The sequence below is a fragment of the Streptomyces sp. NPDC027189 genome, from assembly GCF_055566975.1.
The window spans coordinates 52645-69651 of record NZ_JBVHRI010000013.1; the positions used below are offsets into that span (position 1 = coordinate 52645).

Below are 17007 nucleotides of genomic sequence, written 5' to 3' on the forward strand. Positions count from 1 at the left end.
GCGGCGTTCGGGTCAGCTGTACTCAGGAAGGCGGGTCGAGCCGTCTGCGGCCGCGGGGATGTTGATCAGCGCTCCGTCGCCGGCCGCCCTGTCCGTCGCCTCGCCCAGCAAGACCTGCCGTACTACGCGTTCCGCCGCTCGCCCGTCGTCGTACTCGCAGAAGCGCTCCCGGAACGCCCGCCGCAACCGCGTCGACTCCGCGTCCCGCCAGGCACCGGAGACGAGCACCTTCGCCAGTTCCTCGTCGGAACGTGTCACGTGGCCCGGGGGCTCGGCGGTGATGTCGAAGTAGGCGCCACGGGCCGCCAGGTAGGCGGCCCAGTCGTCGGCGTGCACGACGATGGGCCGGTCGAGGTTGGCGTAGTCGAACATCAGGGACGAGTAGTCGGTGATCAGGGCGTCGCTGGCCAGCATGACGTCCTCGACGTGCGGTTCGTCGGTGACGTCGGTCAGCGTGCCGCGTCGGTGCAGATCGCGCAGCAGCAGCGCCCGTTCGTGATGGCGGGTCAGGCTCGGGTGGAGGCGGACGAGCAGTCTGTGTCCGGGGCCGAGCGCATCGGCCAGAGCCTCCAGGTCGACACGCCAGACATGGCCGCCCTTGCGGTAGTCGCGAAGAGTCGGCGCGTACAGCAGGACCGCCTCCGACGGCTGAATGCCGAGTCGGTCGCGCACTTCGGCGGCGCGCGCGGTCCCGCCGCGGACGAGGACGTCGTTGCGGGGGCTGCCACTGCGCAGTGATGTGAAGCGACAGGGATAGGCCCGCTGCCAGATCTCCTCGGAGTACCGGTTCGCCACCAGGCTGACGTCCCACCTGTCGCTGCGCCGCAGCATCCCGCGGACGTCCGTGCCGTGCCGGGCACCTGGACGGTTGAGAAGGTCCAGCGCCATGTACTTGAGAGGAGTGCCCTGGTGCGTCTGGACGTGCACGGCACCGGGGCGCTTCACCAGATCACCGGCCCAGTTGCGGTTGTTGACCCAGTACGTCGCGCGCGCCATCACCCGGTAGTAGCGCCAGGATCCCGGCGTCACGTGGTCCGTGCCCGGTGGCAGCAGTTCCACCGCATCGGGCTGGACGACCCACACGCTGCGGATGCGCGGTGCCACTTCGGCGGCCTGCGTGTGAATCGCGTAGGGATCGCCGTTCACGGCACGGCTGTGCCCGGCGGAGTAGACGGCGAGACGCGGGTCGAGGGCACGCTTCAATTGGATCCTGTACCAGCACCGCTTGACCTGCCCGGCGACCAGCGTGCGCAGCTTCCGCATCCTGCTCCCCACCGCGCGCCTCACGCGGCGCAGAGCGTGGAGCGAGACGTGAGCAGGGTGAGGAGCCACGGCCAGGAGCCGGATCTCCGCTCGGCGTGCTCCGAGCGGGGGGACGAAGCCTGGCGGCACATGCTTTCGGTAGAACTTCCGAATCCGCCGGTAGAAGTCCCGTCGGTCGCCGCGGAGCACACGGTCGGGGCGGGCCAGGGCGAACAGCATGTGGTCCAGGGCCCGTTCGAACAGCAGTGGTCGGGCCCAGTCGAGGCCGGGCCGCTCGGCGAGGAACGCGAAGAGCCCTTCGTACTGCTCGAAGATCTCGAAATGCCTGCGCCCGGGAGTACGGGTGATCGCACCTTGACGCCGCTGTCGGTATTCGACACCTACGCGGTCCAGACAGGCGATCCGCTCTGCCGTGACCATCGCCTGGTAGGTGACGGGTGCGTCTTCGTACAGTCCCGGCGCGTACTGGAAGCCGTGCCGGAGGAAGAAGTCCCGGCGGAACGCCTTGTTCCAGGCGACCAGGAACAGCTGCAGGTATTCCGGGTGGTCACGGATGCCGAACGTGCCGGTGCCGGCCTGTTCGAGCAGTCCGGCGGCATCGCTGCGGCCGCCGCGGCCCCACCAGTGGGTGCGCACGTGGTCGAAGACCAGGATGTCGGGGTCGCGGGTCACGTCGAGCCGGTCGGCGACCGCCCGCAGCAGCCCAGGCGTGTAGTTGTCGTCGCTGTCGAGGAAGAGGACGTAGTCGCCGGTGGCGTGCCGAAGGCCGGCGTTGCGGGCGCGGCCGAGGCCCACGTTCTCGGACAGGTGAACGGCTTTCATCCGCGGATCGAGGGCCGCGTACTCGTCGAGAATCGCCCCGGAGCCGTCGGGTGAGCAGTCGTCGACGGCGATCACCTCAAGGTCGGTGAACGACTGGTCGAGAACGGAGTCGAGGCATTCGCGAAGGAACCCCTGGACCTTGAAGACAGGGACGATGATGCTGAAGCGGGGCACTGTGTCAGCTCCTCCGAGCGGTCGTCACGGCGGCGGGTGCGGGCGTGCGTTGCGCGAGCGGAACCGGCGGCTCGATGGCCTCGGCCGGTTCCCCGAGCAGCACGCGGCGTACGACGCGGTCGGCGGCGTGGCCGTCGTCGAACTCGCAGAACCGGGCCCGGAACCGGGCGCGCAGCGCGGCCGATTCGGCTCCGGCCCAGGCGCCGGAGCGGAAGACGGAGGCCAGTTCGTCGGCGGTGCGGGCGACCGGGCCGGGCGGGGAGCTCAGGAAGTCGAAGGTGACTCCGCGCGTTTCGCGGTACACGTCCCAGTCATCGGCGTACACGACGATCGGCCGGTCCAGGTTGGCGTAGTCGAACGCGATCGACGAGTAGTCGGTGATGAGGGCGTCCGCCGCGAGACAGACGTCCTCGGACGAACGGTGGGCCGTGACATCGATGACACGCTCGTCGCGCAACCGTCCCTGGTCGCCGTCGTAGAAGTAGTGGGCGCGCAGCAGCACCACGAAGTCGTCCCCGAGGGCGTCGCACAACGCCTCCAGGTCGAGTTGCGTGTTGAACCCCGTGTGGTAGTCGCGGTGCGTCGGCGCGTACAGGAGCGCTGTGCGGCCTTCGGGAACACCGAGCTGCTTGCGGATGCGGTGCACATCGGCCGCTGACGACGTGTAGTAGACGTCGTTGCGTGGATAGCCGTATTCGAGCATCTCGTAGGAGGACGGGAAGGATCGCTCCCACACCTCCGTGGAGAGCCGGTTCGAGCTGAGGTTGTAGTCCCAGCGGTCGACCCGGCTCAGCAGGCGGTCGAAACTTCCGGTGGCGGCGGCAACCACCGGGTATTCGGCCTGTTCGACGCCCATCTTCTTCAGCGGTGTTCCGTGCTGGGTGGACAGGTGAATGGAGCCGGGGCGTTTGACGACAGCCCCCTCGAAGTTGGCGTTGTTGACGAGGTATTTGGCGCGAGCCAGCACCTCCCAGTAGCGGCGGCTGCCGATCACCGCGTGGTCGATGCCCTTGGGCAGGTGCTCCACCGCGTCCTCGGTGACGAGGAACACCGAGCGGATGTGAGGGGCCAGACGCTGGGCGGCCGAGTGGATGGCGGCCGGGTTGCAGGCGTAACCGCGGCCCCAGTACGCGCAGTAGACGGCGAGGTTCTCGTCGAGGGCGCGACGGAGGTGGGCCGCGTAGAGCGCGCGGGTGCGCAGCATCCTCGGGCGCGGCACCCCCTGAGCCGCCTTCGCGGCCGCCTGGTTGGCGCCGCGCAGCGCCCGGAACGCGCTGTAGGCACCGGTCGCGAGCAACCGGTGCTGCACCCCGAGACTGCCCGCCGGCGGCCGGAACCCGGCCGGGCGGTGGCGCCGGTAGAGCCTGCCCGCGCGGCGGAAGAAGGCCCGGCGGCGGCGTGCGGGTACCCGCGTCGGATGGGCCGCCGTCTTCAGGACGAGGGCGAAGAGCTGGCCGAACAGCGCGTGCGACTTGGCCTCGGACACGGTCTGTTCGGCGGCGCGGGTGAGCACCAATTCGACCTGGTCGAGGAGTTCGAACTGGTGCTCACCCGGGGTGTTGAGGCGACTGCCCTGGCGACGCAGGTGATGACGTACGCAGACCGTGTGCAGCACCGCCGTGCTCCCCCAAGTTCTCGACTCCGCTCGAACAGGGGGGACCCCCGTGGTCGCGAGGGTCACCAGGCCGCCCCAGCCCGCGTCCGTGAAGTGCCCGCCGGGAAAGGTGAGTCGGTGCTCGGCGAGGAAGGCGCGACGATAGGCCGCGCTCCATGCCGGGACGTGTACGCCGATGACCTCCGGGTCCTTGTCGAGCGGGGGCCTGCTCGACTCGCCCTCCCACCAGTGCACCCGCTCGTGCCCGAAGTAGAGGACGTCGGTGTCGGCCCGCAGCTCGGCGTCCAGGGCTCCCAGCGCGCCCGGCACCAGATCGTCGTCGCCGTCGAGGAAGAGCAGATACGTGCCGTTCGCCGCCGCCATCCCGGCGTTGCGCGCCGCGCTCAGCCCGCCCGACGGCGGCGAGTGGACCGGAGCGACCCGGGAGTCCCGCGCGGCGTACGCGGCGGCGACCGTCCCGGCCGGGGAATCGGGCGCGTCGCAGACCGGGATCAGCTCGAAGTCGCCGAAGGACTGGGTGAGGACTGAGTCCAGCGCTTGGGCCAGTCGCCCGGCGACTCCATGGGTAGGCACGATGACGCTGAAGCGGGGCATTCTGCTCTTTCTCTCAAGGGGCGCTGAGCTGGGGTTTCATCGCCCTGGTCGCCCGGCGGGCCGCCAGGTGGCGGGCCGGGTGGGGGTGGGCCGCGACGGGCTGGAGGGCACGCGGACTCCGGTTCAGAGGTTCTCGGTGACGGGGACGGCACCGCCGGGCGGCGGCACGGTCGCGAGGGGAGCGGCAGGGTGGGCCGCGGCCGCCGAAGGGACCGGGTGGCGTTTGGTGAACGGGGTGAACGGCGGCAGACCGGCGGTCTGGCCAAGGACCACACGGCGTACCACCCGCTCGGCGGCGCGCCCGTCGTCGTACGGGCAGAAGCGCTCGCGGAACGCGGCCCGCAGCTGCGCGGAGCGCGAGCCGCGCCAGTGTCCCGTGGCGAAGATGTCGATCAGCTCGTCCTCGCTGCGCGCGACCGCGCCCGGCGGGAACGCGCGCAGGTCGAAGTAGGTGCCGCGGGCCGCCTCGTACGCCTCCCAGTCGTCCGCGTGGATCACGATCGGCCGGTCGAGACCTGCGTAGTCGAACATCAGGGACGAGTAGTCGGTGACCAGGGCGTCCGAGGCGAGGCACAGCGACTCGATGCTCGGATGGCCGGACACGTCGATGAGGCGGCCACCGGAGGCGCTCGCCGGCGGGGCCTCGTACGAGTGATGGGAGCGGGTCAGCACGACGAAGCGCGGGCCGAGTCGGCGCAGCACGCGCTCCAGGTCGAGGGCTTGGCGCTGGGTGCGGCGGTAGTCGCGGTACGTCGGTGCGTACAGCACGGCGACCGCGCCCTTGGGGATGCCGAGCGACTCGCGCAGCCGGGACACGTCCGCCGAAGTCGCCCGCTGGAACACGTCGTTGCGCGGAAGGCCGTACTCCAGCGTCGTGTACGAGGACGGGAAGACGCGCTCCCAGACCAGAGTGGAGTGGCGGTTGGCGGACAGGCAGTAGTCCCACTTGTCGACGCTGCGCAGCAACTCGGCGAAGTCCGTGTCGCGCGCGGCCGCCGGGCGGTCCTGGAGGTCGAGGCCCATGCGCTTGAGCGGGGTCCCGTGCTGCGTCTGGATCATGATCTGGCCGGGGCGTTTGACCAGCCGCCGGTCGAAGTTGACGTTGTTCACCAGGTACTTGGAGCGGGCGAGCGCCGTCCAGTACCCGGCCGTCCCGGGGCGCAGCCTGCGCGTCGAGGCCGGGATCGTGTGGTGGTGCTCGGCATGGGCGATCCACGCGGTGGTGATGTGCGGCGCCCAGGTGCGGAAAGCGGACTCCAGGGCGCCCGGGTTGCAGCCGTGGCCGCGGCCCCAGTAGCTGGAGAAGACGGCGCGGTCGGCGCGCAGCGGGAGGCGGAGCTGGACGCGGTAGTGGAGTTGCAGCGCGGCGCCGCGGGTCCTGCGGAGCAGCGTCTTGGTCCGGCGCACAGTCTGTCTGCGGACGCGGGACGCCAGTGACAGCAGGCGGTACGCGCGGTGGGTGCCCAGCCTGACCAGCGCGTGCTTCACGCGGGTGCGGAGCGGGACCGGGGCGCCCGGTGTGCGGTAACGGCGGTAGTGGGCACGGGACTTGCGCAGGAATGCGGCCCGGGAGCCGCGCGGCAGCCGCTCGCGCTTGAGGAACAACGTGGAGAAGTGGTCGACCATGCGGCGGAAGAGCACCGGGCGCCAGCGGGCCAGCTCCGGGCGGCTGTCGATGTGCGCGAAGACACGGTCGTACTGCTCGAAGATGTCGAAGTGCTTGCGGCTGCTGGTGCCGAGGATGCTGCCGTGGCGCCGCTGGCGGTAGTGGACGCAGACCCGGTCGAGGGTGGCGATCGTCTCGGCGGACATCAGCACCGGATAGGTCCAGGGTGTGTCCTCGTAGTAGCCGGGCGGGAAGGCGAAGCCCTCGCGCTCGACGAACTCCCGGCGGTACGCCTTGTTCCACGCCACCATCAGGACCCGCAGCAGCCCCGGCCGGTCGGAGAGCCGGAACGGCGCCGGGCCCTCCTCCGTCAACTGCGCCGCGAACTGGTTGCGGACGGCCTCGCCCGACCAGTACGTGCGCGCGTAGTCGTAGACCAGGACGTCCGGTTCGGAAGTCTCCTTCAGCCGGTCGGCGATGGCGCGCAGAGCGTCCGGGGTGAGGCTGTCGTCGCTGTCCAGGAAGATCAGGTAGTCGCCGGTGGCGAGTTCGAGGCCCGCGTTGCGGGCGCGGCCCAGGCCCACGTTCTCGGCGAGATGGACAGGGCGTACGCGGGCGTCGCGGGCCGCGAACTCGTCGATGATCGCCCCGCAGGCGTCGGGCGAGCAGTCGTCGACCGCGATCAGTTCGAGGTCCGGATAGGACTGTTCCAGGACGGATTCCAGGCACTCGTGCAGGTACGCCTGAACCTTGTACGCGGGGACGATGACACTGAACCTGGGCAAGGGACATCCATGGGTCGGCGCGGGCATACCTGCCCGGGAACGGCCGAAGGGGTGACTTGGTTACGCCAGATGTGGCATACGGGGGATGTCCGGTGAACGCGGAGGGGTGGGCCGGTGTCCGGCCCGCCCCTCAAGTGCGCTTTTCCGAGCCCTACTTCACCGCACCCGCCATGACTCCGGACACGAACTGCCGCTGGAACGCGAAGAACACGGCCAGCGGGATCACCATCGAGATGAAGGCGCCGGGCGCCAGCACGTCGATGTTGTTGCCGAACTGACGTACCTGTGTCTGCAGTGCGACCGTGATCGGCTGGCTGCCCGAGTCGGAGAACACCAGCGCGACCAGCATGTCGTTCCACACCCACAGGAACTGGAAGATCCCGAGCGAGGCGATCGCGGGACCGCCGAGCGGCATCACGACCCGTACGAACAGGCGCAGTTCACCGGCGCCGTCCAGGCGGGCCGCCTCCAGGAGCTCGCGCGGGATCTCCGCGAAGAAGTTCCGCAGCAGGAACACCGCGAAGGGCAGGCCGAAGCCCACGTGGAAGAAGACCACGCCGATGATCGACCCGAAGATGCCGATCTTGCCGAAGAGTTCGGCGATCGGGATCAACGCCACCTGTACGGGAACGACCAGCAGTCCGACCACGCCCAGGAACCACCAGTCGCGGCCGGGGAACTCCATCCAGGCGAAGGCGTAGCCCGCGAGCGAACCGATCACGACGACGAGGACGGTCGCCGGGACCGTGATCAGCACCGTGTTCACCAGCGAGTTGGTGATGTCGCTGTTCTCCAGGAGCTTCTGGTAGCTGTCCACGGTGAGCTGCGAGGGCTCGCTGAAGACCTTCCACCAGCCGCTCGCGCTCATGTCCTCCGGCTTGCGCAGTGAGGACAGCAGCAGCCCGATGGTCGGCACCAGCCAGAACAGCCCGACGAGGAGCAGGAAGACACGGAGCAGACCACCGCTGACCCCGCTCGCGAGCCGTGAGCCGAGGGACTGCTTCTCCTTCACGGCCGCGACGGGCGCGGCTTTCGTGAGCCTGCCGGCGTGGGTGGTCATCGCCGCACCTCCCGCCTGAGCCTGCGGATGTTGAACAGCATCACCGGGATCACGAGCAGCAGCAGGAACACCGCGATGGCGCTCGCGATGCCCGGCTGGTCCTCCGAGAAGCCCTTGCGGTACAGCTCCAGGGCCAGCACGTTGGCGTCGTCCTGGGACGAGCCCGGCGCGATGATGAAGACCAGGTCGAAGACCTTCAGCACGTTGATCATCAGGGTGACGGTGACGACCGCGAGCACGGGCGCGAGCAGTGGCACCGTGACCCTTCTGAAGACCTGCCACTCGTTCGCCCCGTCGACCCGGGCGGCCTCAAGGAGCTCGCGCGGCACTCCTGCCAGCCCCGCCGCGATCAGCACCATCGCGAAGCCCGCCCACATCCAGATGTACGAGCCGATGATGGCGGGCGTGACCAGGGACGGGCCGAGCCAGTCGAGGCCGTTGTACGGCTCCTTGAAGTTGCTTGCCGGGAGGCGGAGCTGGGCCCCGTCGGCCTTGCCCGAGAGTGTGAAGGTGCCATCGTCGCGGACCCTGGTCGAGTCCACGACCTTGTCGTCCTTGACGGCCTCGACCTTCATGCCCGCGTAGCCGAGCTCACCCGTGTCCACCTGGCCGAGCTTGCCGACGCCCTTGCCGCGGGCGAAGTCCTGCCAGGCCGTGCCGGTGACCTTGCCGGGCTCGGCCTTGGCCTGTACGGCCTTCTTGGCGCTGTCGGGCATCTGGTCGGGGGCGACTCCGACGAGAGGGAGGGTGACGGACTGCCCGACTTGGACGGGGTCCTTGGTGATGAACCCGCCACTTCGGGGTTCGAGGGGCGACTGCCGCCCCGGGTGGGCCTTGGGGAACGCGGACGACTCGGCGAACGTGTCGTGGATGCCGACCCAGACCGCGTTCGCGACCCCCTTGTCCGGGTCCTGGTCGTACACCAGCCGGAAGATGATGCCCGCGGCGAGCATCGAGATCGCCATCGGCATGAAGACGACCAGCTTGAACGCCGTGCCCCAGCGCACCCGTTCGGTGAGCACCGCGAAGATCAGACCGAGCGCGGTCGCGATCGTCGGCGCGAAGACCACCCAGATGATGTTGTTCTTGAGCGCGGTGCGGATGCCGTCGTCGGTGAACAGGGACTTGTAGTTGTCGATGCCGGCGAAGCCGTCGCCGGACTGGTTGTAGAAGCTGCGGACGACCGAGTACCCGATCGGGTAGACCACGAGCGCGCCGAGCAGCACGAGGGCCGGCAACAGGAAGAGCGCTGCCATGGTCTTGCGGGTGCCGGTCACGCTCTTGCGCGGGCGGGGTGCGGCGGGGGTCGGGGGGACCTCCGCCGCCGCTGCCGACGTCATCGCCGGATCAGCTTCCGCTGCCGTACGCCGCCGCCGCGTCCTTCTCCAACTTCGCCTGGGTGCCCGCGACGTCGGTCGGGTTCTTCAGGAAGTCCTGGAGATCCTTCCACTCGCCCTTGCCGGGCGTGCCGCCGAAGGCCTGCGGGGTCTGGTCGGACATGTCGAAGCGGAAGTCGTCGCCGGCCGCGATGAGCGCCTTGGCGATCTTCTGCTGCACGGCGTTCGGGTATGCCGAGTTCGGCACGTTCTTGTTGGGGGAGAGGTAGCCGCCGAGCTTCGCCTGGATCGTCGCCGCGTCCGGCGAGGCCAGGAAGGTGGCGAGTGCCTGGGCCGCCTTGGAGTCCTTGAGGATCACCGCGGCGTCGCCGCCGGAGACCACCGGCGCGGTGCTGCCCACCGTCGGGAACGGGAACACCTTGGCGTCCGTGCCTACCTTGGCCTTCGTCTCCGCGATGTTGACCTGCACGAAGTCGCCCTCGTAGACCATGGCGGACTTCGGCTGGTCGCCGCCGGTGAAGGTCTGCGTCACGGAGGCCGGGAACTCGGTCTGCAGCGCGCCGGACGCACCGCCCGCGACGAAGTCCTTCTTGCCCCAGATCTGGGCGAGGGTGGTGAGGGCCTGCTTGACGGACGGGTCCGTCCACTTGATCTTGTGCTGGGCGAGCTGGTCGTACTTCTCCGGGCCCGCCTGGGAGAGATAGATGTTCTCGAACCAGTCGGTGAGGGGCCAGCCGTCGGCACCGGCGACGGAGAACGGGGTGACACCGGAGTCGTAGATCGTCTGCGCGGTACTCAGGAGGTCCTGCCAGGTCTTGGGCTCCTTCGCGCCCGCGTTCTCGAAGACCTTGGCGTTGTACCAGATCAGCGACTTGTTGGCTGCCTTGTAATAGACGCCGTACTGCTTGCCGTTGACCTTGCCGATGTCCTGCCAGCCCTGCGAGTAGTTCTTGCTGAGCTCCGCCTGCGCTTCGGCGCCGATGGGCTTCGCCCATTTCTTGTCCACGGCCTGTTTGATGGCCCCGGGCTGCGGCAGCATCGCGATGTCCGGCGGCTGGCCACCGGCGATCTTCGAACCGAGGAAGTTGATGATCGGGTCCTGCGCGGGTACGAAGGTGACCTTCGCGCCGGTGCGCTTCTCGAACTCCGCCAGCACCTTCTTGAAGTTGGCCTGCTCGGGGCCGGTCCACACGGCGGCGACCTCCAGGCTGGCGCCGTCGAGCTTGGGAAGGGTGACCGTGCCGCCGCTGCTGCTTTCCTTGCCGGTGCCGTCGTTCCCCTTGTCCTTGTTGTCGCTGCCGCATGCCGTGAGCGTGAGCGCGCCGGCGATGACGGCGGCTGCGGCGGCTTGTGCGGCCCTGCGTGACCTGTGCGTGGAGTGATTGGGCGACCTGTGCATACGAAGATTGCTGCGCATCACTGCCCCGTTCTTCGTTCCTCGTCGAACGTCCGAGCGCTGTCCCGTGCGCTCTGGTCTACGCCCGGGGCTTCAGGGCGGCAAGAGCGCCAACGGTGTCAAGTGAGCGATCGTGATTGGGTCGTGACGTGGGCTCGCGCTGCCGCCCCGTCAGGGGCGCGGGGAACTGCGCGACCAGCCCCCACCGGTCCGCAGCCACAAGACAACCCGAGGGGGTCTGGGGGCGGAGCCCCTCAGGTACGGGACGGGTGGGGGCGGAGGGGGCGAAAACCTCGCCGGCCCCCACCCGCCCACCAGCACAGGACGTCAAAGCAGCGACGGCACCTCGACCGCGGCCACAGACCGAGCCGCCCGCTCCAGCGCACTGGCGAGCAACGCCAAGTCCGTCGGCCCGTTGCCGAGCTCGCGAACGGGTCGCCGCGCCGGCGGATCGCCCATGCGATGCCACTCCAGGGGCACGACGGTGGGGCGGAGGGTAGCCGTACGGGGAATGCGCCCGGTGACCCGACCGCCCTGGAAGGGCGTGTCCCGCCCGTCCGCGCGAAGCAGCCGCCCCCGCCCGGGAGCCGGCTCGTCCGGCCCCGTCGACACCGCGTCGAGAGCGATCCGCACCGCGGCGGAACGCCCCAGCTCGGACCCCGCCGTACGCCCGTCGACCCCGCCCGCCGCCACAAGGTGCACCCCGAGCCGCTCCCCCTCACGGGCAACGGCCTCAAGGGCCCGTATGACGGACCCGGCCGCAGGCCGCCCCGGCGACCCCAACGGGGGCGACAGCAGCGCGTCCAGGTCGTCGACCACCACGACAAGACGGGCGAGCGGCGGCCCCGGCTCCGCACGCTCCCGCGCGGCAGCCGGCCGCAACCGCAGCGTCGAACTGGGCGGCGCGTCCAGATCCCCGGCGCCGGACGACGCCCCGGACACCATCCCTGCCGAGGACGACTTGGCCGAACGCTGGGCCACGATCCGGCCGGACACCTCGCGCCGGGTGTGCCACTCCGTGAAGTCGAGCCGCCCGAGCAGCTCGGCCCGCCGCTTCAGCTCGGCGCTGAGGGCCTGGGCGAACTCCCGCATCCGTACGGGGTCGTTGGCGGTGAGATGGGTCGTGACATGCGGGAGGTCCGTACAGACCTGGAGCCCCGCGCCCCGCCCCGCGCCATTGCCCCCGGTATCGTCCCGCCCGTCTATCAGTACGATCCCGAGCCGGTCGGGCCGCTCCGCGGCGGCGAGGGACGCGGCGACGGAACGCAGCAGCTCCGTACGACCGCTGCCCGAAGGCCCCTCGATCAGCAGATGCGGGCCCTCGGCGGGGAGATCCACGTCCACGGGCCCGCGCGGCCCGGCGCCGAGGACGACCCGGCCGCGCCCACCGAGCGCCTCGCTGTCGTCGGCCGCGTCCGCCCAGCGCGCCATCAGCGAGGCCGGGGTGGCCCGTGCGAGCCCCAACTCGTCGAGCAGACGCGCCACTTGAGGCAGCGGCGCGGACACGCGCGTGTGCCGGTCGCCGTGCGCGCCGTCGGTCCGCAACGGCGCGAGCGCCCGTGCGAACCGCTCGGCCCACGCGACCGAGACGGCGTCTATCGCGGCGACGGTGCCATGCCCCACGGGGCCGCGCGCCAGGTGCCCGGTGGTGCCGACATGGGTGTGGCCACCGCGCATCGAACCGGCATCCGCCCCGACGGCTCCGACGCGCGGGGAGCCTCCGTGGGTGGCGTCGGCGTTGGTGGGTCCGGCGTGGGTGGGGCCGGCGTGCGGGGGCCCGCCACGAGCCGGGCTGCCGTACGCCGGCCCGCCACGCGCGCGTTCCGCGGAGCCGCCCAGCGAGGACCCCCCGCGCCCGTCCTGCCCAGACCCTCCGAGCCCACCCCGCCCGGCCCCCGCGGCATCGCCCGCCGTGCGCCGCGCGGCCGCGCCCGGGTCGGCACCGGCAGGCCCGCCCGGCGCGACCCGCATCAGCCGCAGTGCCGTGGCCACGTCCCCGCTGAGCAGCGCGACCGCTCCGCACTCGCGGAACGCCGGCGATGTCTCGCACGCCGCCTCGTACGTCTCCGTCACCGGCGACGCGGGCGACGCCGCGGGGGTCTCGGCGAGGCACACCACATGGATCCCGGCCCGCGCCCCCTCGTGGGTCAGCCGCACCACGGCCTCTCGCACATCGGCGCCCCCGGGGTCCCCGTCCACGACCACCACGGTGTACGGCCCCTCGAAGGCTCCGTCCGCCTCGTCGTCGTCCCGCGCCCAGGACGGCCGCCGCGCCGCGCCCCGTACATCGTCGCCGGGACGTGGGCCTCGGCGGGGGGCCGGAGCGCCCGGTGCGCGGCCCGCTTCGGTCAGGTGGTCCTCCAGGCGGCGCAGGAGTTCGTCCGTGCGGGCCGTCGCCTGCTCGCGGTCGTAGGCGAGGAGGAGGCGGCAGTCCTGGCCGTGGGTGGGGCGGAGGTGGGGGAGCCAGCCGAGCCAGGACCACTCGGCGGTGCGCTCCTCCACCGTGCGAGATCGGTCCGTGCTGATCAGAACGATTTCGAGGGTCTCGGGGGAGTGCAGCGCGGCGAGCTGCGCCACCAGCGCGCGGGCCAGCCCCGCGAGGCGCGGACGAGGCCCGGCCAGGCCCAGCGCGCCGACCTCCCGCAGGCCGGTGGTCACCGGCACCGCCGGCAGCAGGCCCGAGCCGTCGGGCGCCGCCCGGTCGGCCGTGCCCAGCCGTACGGTCAGTGCCTCCGGGTGCCCGGGGCCGCGTTCCCACAGCCGCGGTCCCGGCCCCAGCGCGGTGAGCAGCAGCGTCGCGGGGTCGGGCCAGCTCTCGGGCGACCGCTGCATCGCGGGGAGCGGATACTCCACCGCGGCTTCCCCGTCGTCGTACGGGTCCTGCCCGGCTCCCGCCGGTCCACCGCGTCCTGTGGCCAGCCGCCGCGCCCAGGCGCCGATTCCGCCCCGCTTGCGCACGCCCGACGGGACGGCCGTGCCCCGAGGGGGAGTGCCTTTGCGGGTGCTCGCGGAGCCCGCGCTCGCGGAGTCCGCGGTCTCTGCCGGGGGCTCGTCGTGCCCGGCCCGCTCGGGGGTGTCGCCCCGTTCGGCGCCGCGGGGCCGGCTCTCGATGCCTGGTGCCCCGCCCTGTTCCGGCACGACGGACGGCGCGGGAGACGGCCCGCCGGAGGGCGCGGCCTGCGGTACGGCCCGACCGTGCTCCTGCGCGGCCGGGACTCCCTCCGCCGCTCCCCACTCCGGCGCTCCATAGGCGTGATGCGTGTCGCCGGTGGGCGGCGCGCCCGGGGTGCCGTCGGTCTGCCCGGCGGCGGGGGGCCGGGCGGCGCCCCCCACGCGCGCGTGGGGCACGCTCGCGGCCGGCGATGCCGGCTCCGGGCGAGCGGGGCCGCGGTCACCGGGGGCACCGGTCCCCGGCCCGGCGCCGACGGTCACCCGTACATGCCCCTCCCCGTCCGGCGTCGTCCCCAACGCCCCCGTGCCCCCGGGCGGAGCCAGCCGCAGGGCGGACTCGCCGACGCGGAGGAGGGCTCCCGGGGCGAGGCGGACGGGGCGGGTGGCGACGCGGGTGCCGTCGAGTGCCGTGCCGTTCGTGGAGCCGAGGTCGGCGACCGAGACGCGGCCCTCGGGGGTGACCGTGACCGCGCAGTGCAGGCGGGAGACGTCGGGGTCGTCCAGCGGCACGTCCGCGTCGGCGGAGCGGCCGATGCGGATCTGGCCCCCGTGCAGGAGGTGGACGCCGCCCGCGTCGGGGCCCGCGACCACATGGAGCTGGGCGGCGCCGTCGTCCACGTCGGGGCCGGGCTCCGCGGGCGCGCCCAGGGACAGCACGGCGCCGTCCGTCAGGGGCGGCTCGCCCAGCGTGCAGCGCTGACTGTCGAGCCGCTCCGCACCCGCGTACAGCACGACCTGACTTCCCCCAGGCTCTCGGCTTCGCTCGAGCGGGGAGGTACCTCCATCCCCGCCGACCGCCGAGGCCAGGCCCGACGCGACCGCGGCCAGCGCCGTCCCGGCGGGTGCGGTGACCAGCACATCGCAGGCCGCGGCTCGCCCCCGCGGCTCCGAGGGCGGGCCCAGCGGGTCTACGACGGTCAGCCGGATCTGCATCGCCGTCAGCGGTCCCTTCCGCGCAGGTGTCCGCGACGAGGACGAGGCTGCGCTGCGGTCCCCCACCGCAGATTCCCCCACCGCACACGGGCACGTCGGCCAGTACTGGAGGCATCCTCGCACCTGCCACTGACAGCGCGCCCGCCCCCCACCCGTAAGTGATCTTGATTGGTCGGCTCTGCCCGTAAAAGTGCCTGACCAGTGCGCGACCGGTGCCCGCTTGAGATCGGTCACGCCCACCATTCGGCAACCAAGTGACCAGACCGAGCGTCTTTCCATCGAACACGCGCGGGAAGGCGTACGTAAGCGCTTATGCGAAGCACAGGCGCTCACGGGAAGCACAGAGAGACGACAGCCCAGTGCCGGGTACGGCGGCACTACAGTTGGGTCGGAACACCTGTACCACGGTGATCACGGTGGACGGACCAGGCAAGCAAGCAACAGGGAGCGCATGACGTGCGGCCGGTAGGGAGCAAGTACCTCCTTGAGGAGCCGCTTGGGCGCGGCGCCACAGGCACCGTCTGGCGAGCCCGCCAGAGGGAGACCGCGGGCGCCGAGGCGGCCGTGGCCGGACAGCCCGGCGAAACTGTGGCGATCAAGGTCCTGAAGGAAGAGCTCGCGAACGACGCGGACATCGTGATGCGGTTCCTGCGGGAGCGGTCGGTGCTGCTCAGGCTGACCCACCCGAACATCGTGCGGGTACGTGACCTCGTCGTCGAAGGCGATCTGCTCGCGCTCGTCATGGACCTGGTCGACGGGCCCGACCTGCACCGCTACCTGCGCGAGAACGGGCCCTTCAGTCCCGTCGCCGCGTCCCTCCTCACCGCCCAGGTCGCCGACGCGCTCGCCGCCAGCCACGCCGACGGCGTCGTACACCGCGATCTGAAGCCCGCGAACGTCCTGCTCAAGCAGGACGGCGGCCAGATGCACCCGATGCTGACGGACTTCGGCATCGCCCGGCTCGCCGATTCCCCGGGCCTCACGCGCACCCACGAATTCGTCGGCACGCCCGCGTACGTCGCGCCCGAGTCGGCGGAGGGGCGTCCGCAGACGTCCGCCGTCGACATCTACGGGGCGGGCATCCTGCTGTACGAGCTGGTCACCGGGCGTCCGCCGTTCGCCGGCGGATCCGCGCTCGAGGTGCTGCACCAGCACCTGAGCGCCGAGCCGCGCCGCCCGTCGACCGTGCCGGACCCGCTGTGGACCGTCATAGAGCGCTGCCTGCGCAAGAACCCGGACGAGCGGCCCAGCGCCGAGAGCCTCGCGCGCGGGCTGCGCGCCGTCGCCGCGGGCGTCGGTGTGCACGCGAACGCCGCGCAGATCGCCGCCGCCGAGGGCGTGGGCGCGCTGCTCGCCCCCGACCCGGCCCCGGCGACCGTCCCGGGCGTGCCCGGCTCGGCCGACCCCACCCAGGTGCTGCCGCAGGGCGCGGGCGCCTACGACCCGTATGCCGCGACCAGCGTTCTGCCGCACACCTCCGGAGACGCCGACCCCACGTCCGTCCTCCCGAACCGTGGTGCGGCCGACCCGACCGCCGTCATGCCTCCCGTGCCGCAGCACCAGCCGGGCGGACAGCAGGGTCAGGCGGGCCGGCCCGAGGACCCGCATCCCTGGCAGAGCCAGCTGCGCGCGGCCCGCGACCGCAATGAGCAGACGCAGGTCCAGTACCTCGACCCGAACGAGGATCCGCTGCGCCGTCGCCCGCAGCGGCAGGTCGCCCGGCCCCAGCAGCGGCCGCAGCAGCAGCGTGGGCAGCAGCCGCCGCCCGGGTACGGATATCCGCAGCAGCAACAGCCGCAGCAGTACGCGCCTCAGCACCAGCAGCCGCAGCGGTACGCCCCCGCGCCCCAGCAGCAGCCCCAGCCGCAGCGGTACGCGCCCGCTCCGCAGCAGCCTCAGCAGCCCGCGCCGCGTCAGTCGCGCGAGCCGCGGCAGCGCAGCGCCAACCCCATGAAGATCCCGGGGCTCGGCTGCCTCAAGGGGTGTCTGTTCACCATCCTCATCCTGTTCGTCGCGAGTTGGCTGATCTGGGAGTTCAGTCCCCTTCAGGACTGGATCGGCTCGGGCAAGGGGTACTTCGCCCAGCTGAAGGATTGGTACAACACCGTCAGCGGGTGGATCGGCGATCTCGGCGGGGGCGGCCCCTCCGGCAACTGACCCCGGAGCAACTGCCCCTCGGGCAGGCGACTCTGGGGATTTGTCGACATCTGACGGGTGATTTCCGTCTCCGCGGTGAAGATTGGCTCGTCGG

8 protein-coding genes are annotated in these 17007 nt (G+C 71.6%); 1 reads left to right on the forward strand and 7 read right to left on the reverse strand.

Annotated elements, in window-relative coordinates:
* Nucleotides 1-12: 12 nt before the first annotated feature.
* The 7 genes from ACZ4RZ_RS28180 to ACZ4RZ_RS28210 all read right to left on the reverse strand — a co-directional run bounded on the left by ACZ4RZ_RS28180 (nucleotide 13) and on the right by ACZ4RZ_RS28210 (nucleotide 14756).
* Nucleotides 13-2259: a bifunctional glycosyltransferase/CDP-glycerol:glycerophosphate glycerophosphotransferase gene (locus tag ACZ4RZ_RS28180; RefSeq protein ID WP_467748703.1), complete on the reverse strand. Its 2247-nt coding sequence runs from the start codon at nucleotides 2257-2259 to the stop codon at nucleotides 13-15.
* A gap of 4 nt (nucleotides 2260-2263) precedes the next feature.
* Nucleotides 2264-4468 (reverse strand): bifunctional glycosyltransferase/CDP-glycerol:glycerophosphate glycerophosphotransferase, encoded by a 2205-nt coding sequence (locus ACZ4RZ_RS28185; RefSeq protein WP_467748705.1) that lies wholly within the window; start codon nucleotides 4466-4468, stop codon nucleotides 2264-2266.
* Between the two features lie 123 nt (nucleotides 4469-4591).
* The gene (locus tag ACZ4RZ_RS28190) at nucleotides 4592-6859 is read right to left on the reverse strand and encodes a bifunctional glycosyltransferase/CDP-glycerol:glycerophosphate glycerophosphotransferase (RefSeq protein ID WP_467748707.1); all 2268 of its coding nucleotides are present in this window, start codon (nucleotides 6857-6859) and stop codon (nucleotides 4592-4594) included.
* A 151-nt stretch (nucleotides 6860-7010) separates the two neighbouring features.
* A complete protein-coding gene (locus ACZ4RZ_RS28195; RefSeq protein WP_467748709.1) occupies nucleotides 7011-7919 on the reverse strand; it encodes a carbohydrate ABC transporter permease in 909 nt (302 codons plus the stop codon).
* Nucleotides 7916-9259: a carbohydrate ABC transporter permease gene (locus ACZ4RZ_RS28200; RefSeq protein ID WP_467748711.1), complete on the reverse strand. Its 1344-nt coding sequence runs from the start codon at nucleotides 9257-9259 to the stop codon at nucleotides 7916-7918. Before ACZ4RZ_RS28200 ends, ACZ4RZ_RS28195 begins: the two co-directional genes overlap by 4 nt.
* A gap of 7 nt (nucleotides 9260-9266) precedes the next feature.
* On the reverse strand, nucleotides 9267-10673 hold the full coding sequence (locus ACZ4RZ_RS28205) for an ABC transporter substrate-binding protein (protein WP_467748713.1): 1407 nt from the start codon (nucleotides 10671-10673) through the stop codon (nucleotides 9267-9269).
* A gap of 306 nt (nucleotides 10674-10979) precedes the next feature.
* Nucleotides 10980-14756, reverse strand: coding sequence for an FHA domain-containing protein (locus ACZ4RZ_RS28210; RefSeq protein WP_467748715.1), 3777 nt, complete (start codon nucleotides 14754-14756; stop codon nucleotides 10980-10982).
* A 456-nt stretch (nucleotides 14757-15212) separates the two neighbouring features.
* Here ACZ4RZ_RS28210 and ACZ4RZ_RS28215 point away from each other — a divergent pair, with 456 nt between their 5' ends.
* A complete protein-coding gene (locus ACZ4RZ_RS28215; protein ID WP_467748717.1) occupies nucleotides 15213-16913 on the forward strand; it encodes a serine/threonine-protein kinase in 1701 nt (566 codons plus the stop codon).
* Nucleotides 16914-17007 lie beyond the last annotated feature (94 nt).

Coding starts and splice junctions, on each gene's coding strand:
- ACZ4RZ_RS28185 (WP_467748705.1), bottom strand. CDS start 4,468: ATGCCCCGCTTCAGCGTCATCGTGCCTACCCATGGAGTCGCCGGGCGA.
- ACZ4RZ_RS28195 (WP_467748709.1), bottom strand. CDS start 7,919: ATGACCACCCACGCCGGCAGGCTCACGAAAGCCGCGCCCGTCGCGGCC.
- ACZ4RZ_RS28200 (WP_467748711.1), bottom strand. CDS start 9,259: ATGACGTCGGCAGCGGCGGCGGAGGTCCCCCCGACCCCCGCCGCACCC.
- ACZ4RZ_RS28205 (WP_467748713.1), bottom strand. CDS start 10,673: ATGCGCAGCAATCTTCGTATGCACAGGTCGCCCAATCACTCCACGCAC.
- ACZ4RZ_RS28210 (WP_467748715.1), bottom strand. CDS start 14,756: ATGCAGATCCGGCTGACCGTCGTAGACCCGCTGGGCCCGCCCTCGGAG.